The following is a 3,235-nucleotide window of genomic DNA, read 5'->3' on the forward strand; positions in this document are numbered from 1 at the left end:
GGCGGGGACGCCGGTGGGCGGGCAACGAACGCTCCTGACCTGCTGGGACGACTGAGCTGGCGCGACGACGCCGACCCCCGACCCTGCCGCCCGCCATGCGCGACCGCCAATGGCCGGGCGGCGGAGGTGACCGGGATCACCACCAATCAGGCATGCGGCGACCGAAGCAACCACCAGACCGACATGTCGGACGGGCGCACCGATGTGGCGGAGATCAACGCCTGTGGCCCGGCTCGCCGCGCCGGAGGTGCGGACCGGCATGGAGAAGCGCGGGCGGTGCGCACAGGACCACCAGCCAGACGGCCAGAATGAACCCGTTGCCCGATCGATCGGCCGTGAGCCGCCACGCCATAACCGCCGGGCAAGGCCGAGTCCCACCCCGAACGCCAGTCGGATTCGACGACCCGGGGGCGACATGGCTTGGCAGAGTTTGCCCTGCACCGTCTCCGGGACATGGATGGCATGAGGATCCGGCGCTGGCCAGACCGGAATCGTGAGGCGTCGCACCAATGATGGGAGCGACGTTCCTGCGGCCACGCCCGCCGGAGCACTCACGGCGAGAACGGCCGCTGCAATGCTCGTCATGAGTCTGCCGGCGCCCGTGCGCGTGCGAGGGCTATCGCGCGTCGGTGCCGCGGTCGACGCGCTGGCCAGTGCCCTCGCGGTAGGTGTCTGTCCACTTCTGAAGCTGGTCCATGAAGGTCAGCAGGAGTGGCAGGAGGTGCTGCCCTGCGGCACTGAGCTGGTAGGGGCTGGCGTCGGCGAGTGTGGAACGGTCGACCAGGCCGTGGTCCTGCAGGCGGCGCAGCGCTTCGATGAGGGACTTCGAACTGGGTGTCGGTCGAATTGTCTGCTGCAGATCGGTGAATCGCATCTGCCGGTGGTGATCCAGGACGGTCAGGATTTCCAGGCTCCACCGGTGCCCGCACAGCCTGACCGCGTCGTAGACAGTTTCAAAACGCCGCACCCGCCTTCCCTCCCCGCCACGGTCGACCAACTCGGCGAGTGTAAGCACACGAATGCAATCCGTGAACCACGTTCGGCTGTGAGATTGACTGCCGTCCCTGGGGCGGGGATGCGTCAGATAGTTGGGGTGCTCTTGGCAACTGCGCAGGTTGTCGCACCCTTCAGCGAGTTCCGCTAGTGACTTGGCCAGGGCGTGCCCGGCTCGGAGAGCGATAGATCGCGGCGGGGTCGCTGACATCCCAGCTGCCCGATGCTGGCTCGCGACGCACCAGTCCGACAGCTGCCAGCCACTGCAGGTCCTGTCCTAACTCGCTGCCGGCCGGACACCGCACCGCCTGATGAAGCTCCTTGAGGGCAGCACCCTCCGACGCGCACAGAGTAACGAGCGCCGTTATCGGGTTCGATCTGCGGGCCAATCTGGCCGTGAGACCGTGAGGGTCTCGGCCCTCGTCATCGCTCCTCATATCCGTCTGCCCGGCGATGGTTTACACGGTTCTAGGATTCTCGATCCCTGCGGGCATAGTGCGCGAACCCGACACTCGGCGTCCGGTTTTTACCCATACAGGTGCATCGCTAGTCGCCAGGTGGTGGTTACCAACCGGTAGTCACTGGCCGGTAAGCACCTTGCGGTAACCGCGGGTGGGGGGTGTAGACGTGTTTCAGACCGTGATTGGTGCGACTTCTGCGGGGGTGTAATGGTGCGGCGGGCACGCGTCCGGTCGAACGCGAACGTGACGGACGGTGACCAAAGGACGATGTCTGTCCCCAGACCGCTCCCTGCGCCCTGGCCTCGACGGCTTCGCATCACCGCTGCCGTCGTTGTGCTACTGGGCTTGGTGGGAGCGTGCCGTAGCACCGATTCCCCCAAGGCGAACCAGAGCGCGGCTCCATCGGTGTCGGCACCGGCTCCGGATGCCCGAGACGCCGCGGAGCAGGCGGCACTTGCTGCGTACCGGGGCATGTGGCAGGCCTACGCGAAGGCCGGCCTCACGGCCAACCCAGGCGAGCCCGACCTGCCGAAGTTCGCCAGTGGGAACGCCTTGCAGTACCTGCGGAACGGCCTGACGGCCTACCGGCGCAAGGGGCAGTTCCTCAAGGGTGAATACATCTCGAACCCGCAGGTCGCCGACGTCTCACTGACAGCAACGCCGCAGACGGTGACGCTCACCGACTGCGTCGACGACACCAAGTTCCTCGTCTACACCGCCTCCGGCCAGCCGATCAACGACACGCCTGGTGGACGCCGAGCTACTCGGGCCACAGTGACCGACCTCGGCGCGGGGGGCTGGAGGGTGACCAGCTTCGGAGTACAGGGAGTGGGGACATGCTGAGGCACAACCTTCTACGAACCATCGTCTCTGCCCTCGCCGCTGCCCTGATCGTTCCTGCCACCGGTGCCATGGCCGACGGCGGCATGGGCGGCGTCACCTGCGACCAGACGCCCGCAGCCCCCGAATGCCAGGTCACGGCAGGCACGCCAGGCTCGCCGGGCGGCGGAGAGTCCGGCGGCGACGGCAACGGCGGGTCAGGGGACGGATCCGGCGGGGGCAGCGAATCGCCCTGCACTTACAGGAGGTTGCCGCAGCAGCAGGTGCCGCCGGCGGGTGCGGGGCCGGGTGCCTGGTACGAGCAGACGTGTGGGCAGGACGGTGTCGGCTCGCAGCAGGTGGTGTGGCTGGCCGATGGGCAGGTGGCCGACCCGGAGGCGCTGGCGCGGGTGGCGGTGTCGCGGCTGCGGCTGCCGGCCCCCGCGATCCGGAGGAACCCCAGCGCCGCGGCGGGTGTGCTGGCGCAACTCCCGGTGTGGTGGTGGGTGGATCCCTCGACGTGGGGGAGGCGTTCGGCGACGGCGTCGGTGCCGGGGATGTCGGTGACGGCGACGGCGACGCCGGTGCGGGTGGTGTGGCGCCCGGGTGACGGCACCGGCGATGTGGTGTGCGAGGGGCCGGGAATCCCGTGGCATCCCGGGGGCGAGCCGAAGGCCGCGTCGTCGTGCGGTCACACCTACCGGGTCAGCTCGGCGGGCGCGCCGGGCAACGCGTTCACGCTGACCGCGACGGTGACCTGGTCGGTGTCCTGGTCCGGGGGTGGGCGCGGCGCGACGGTGCCGCCGTTGACGACGACCGGGTCGGTGCGGCTGCCGGTGGCGGAGTCGCAGGCGACGGTGACGGGGCAGCGATGAGTGTGACGGTGAACCGCCCGCGGTCGGCGGAAGCGGACCGGGCTGCGCGGACGGTGGCGGCGCCGCCGGCAGCGCGGCGGATGGGGC

General features: G+C 69.3%; 3 protein-coding genes. 2 read left to right on the plus strand and 1 reads right to left on the minus strand.

Going from position 1 to position 3,235, the window contains the following annotated elements; all coding sequences use genetic code 11:
* Window positions 1-616 precede the first annotated feature (616 nt).
* Entirely contained in the window at window positions 617-997 is a 381-nt protein-coding gene (locus DKL51_RS01680; RefSeq protein ID WP_109966420.1) for a winged helix-turn-helix transcriptional regulator, read from the minus strand.
* Between the two features lie 928 nt (window positions 998-1,925).
* Here DKL51_RS01680 and DKL51_RS01685 point away from each other — a divergent pair.
* Both DKL51_RS01685 and DKL51_RS34650 read left to right on the plus strand, forming a co-directional pair.
* Entirely contained in the window at window positions 1,926-2,297 is a 372-nt protein-coding gene (locus DKL51_RS01685; protein ID WP_109966417.1) for a hypothetical protein, read from the plus strand.
* A 68-nt stretch (window positions 2,298-2,365) separates the two neighbouring features.
* Window positions 2,366-3,148 (plus strand): hypothetical protein, encoded by a 783-nt coding sequence (locus DKL51_RS34650; protein ID WP_185734670.1) that lies wholly within the window; start codon window positions 2,366-2,368, stop codon window positions 3,146-3,148.
* The last annotated feature ends 87 nt before the right edge of the window (window positions 3,149-3,235 follow it).

The sequence above is a fragment of the Micromonospora globispora genome (assembly GCF_003857015.1).
Lineage (GTDB): Bacteria > Actinomycetota > Actinomycetes > Mycobacteriales > Micromonosporaceae > Micromonospora > Micromonospora globispora.

Coding starts and splice junctions, on each gene's coding strand:
- DKL51_RS34650 (WP_185734670.1), top strand. CDS start 2,366: ATGGCCGACGGCGGCATGGGCGGCGTCACCTGCGACCAGACGCCCGCA.
- DKL51_RS01685 (WP_109966417.1), top strand. CDS start 1,926: ATGTGGCAGGCCTACGCGAAGGCCGGCCTCACGGCCAACCCAGGCGAG.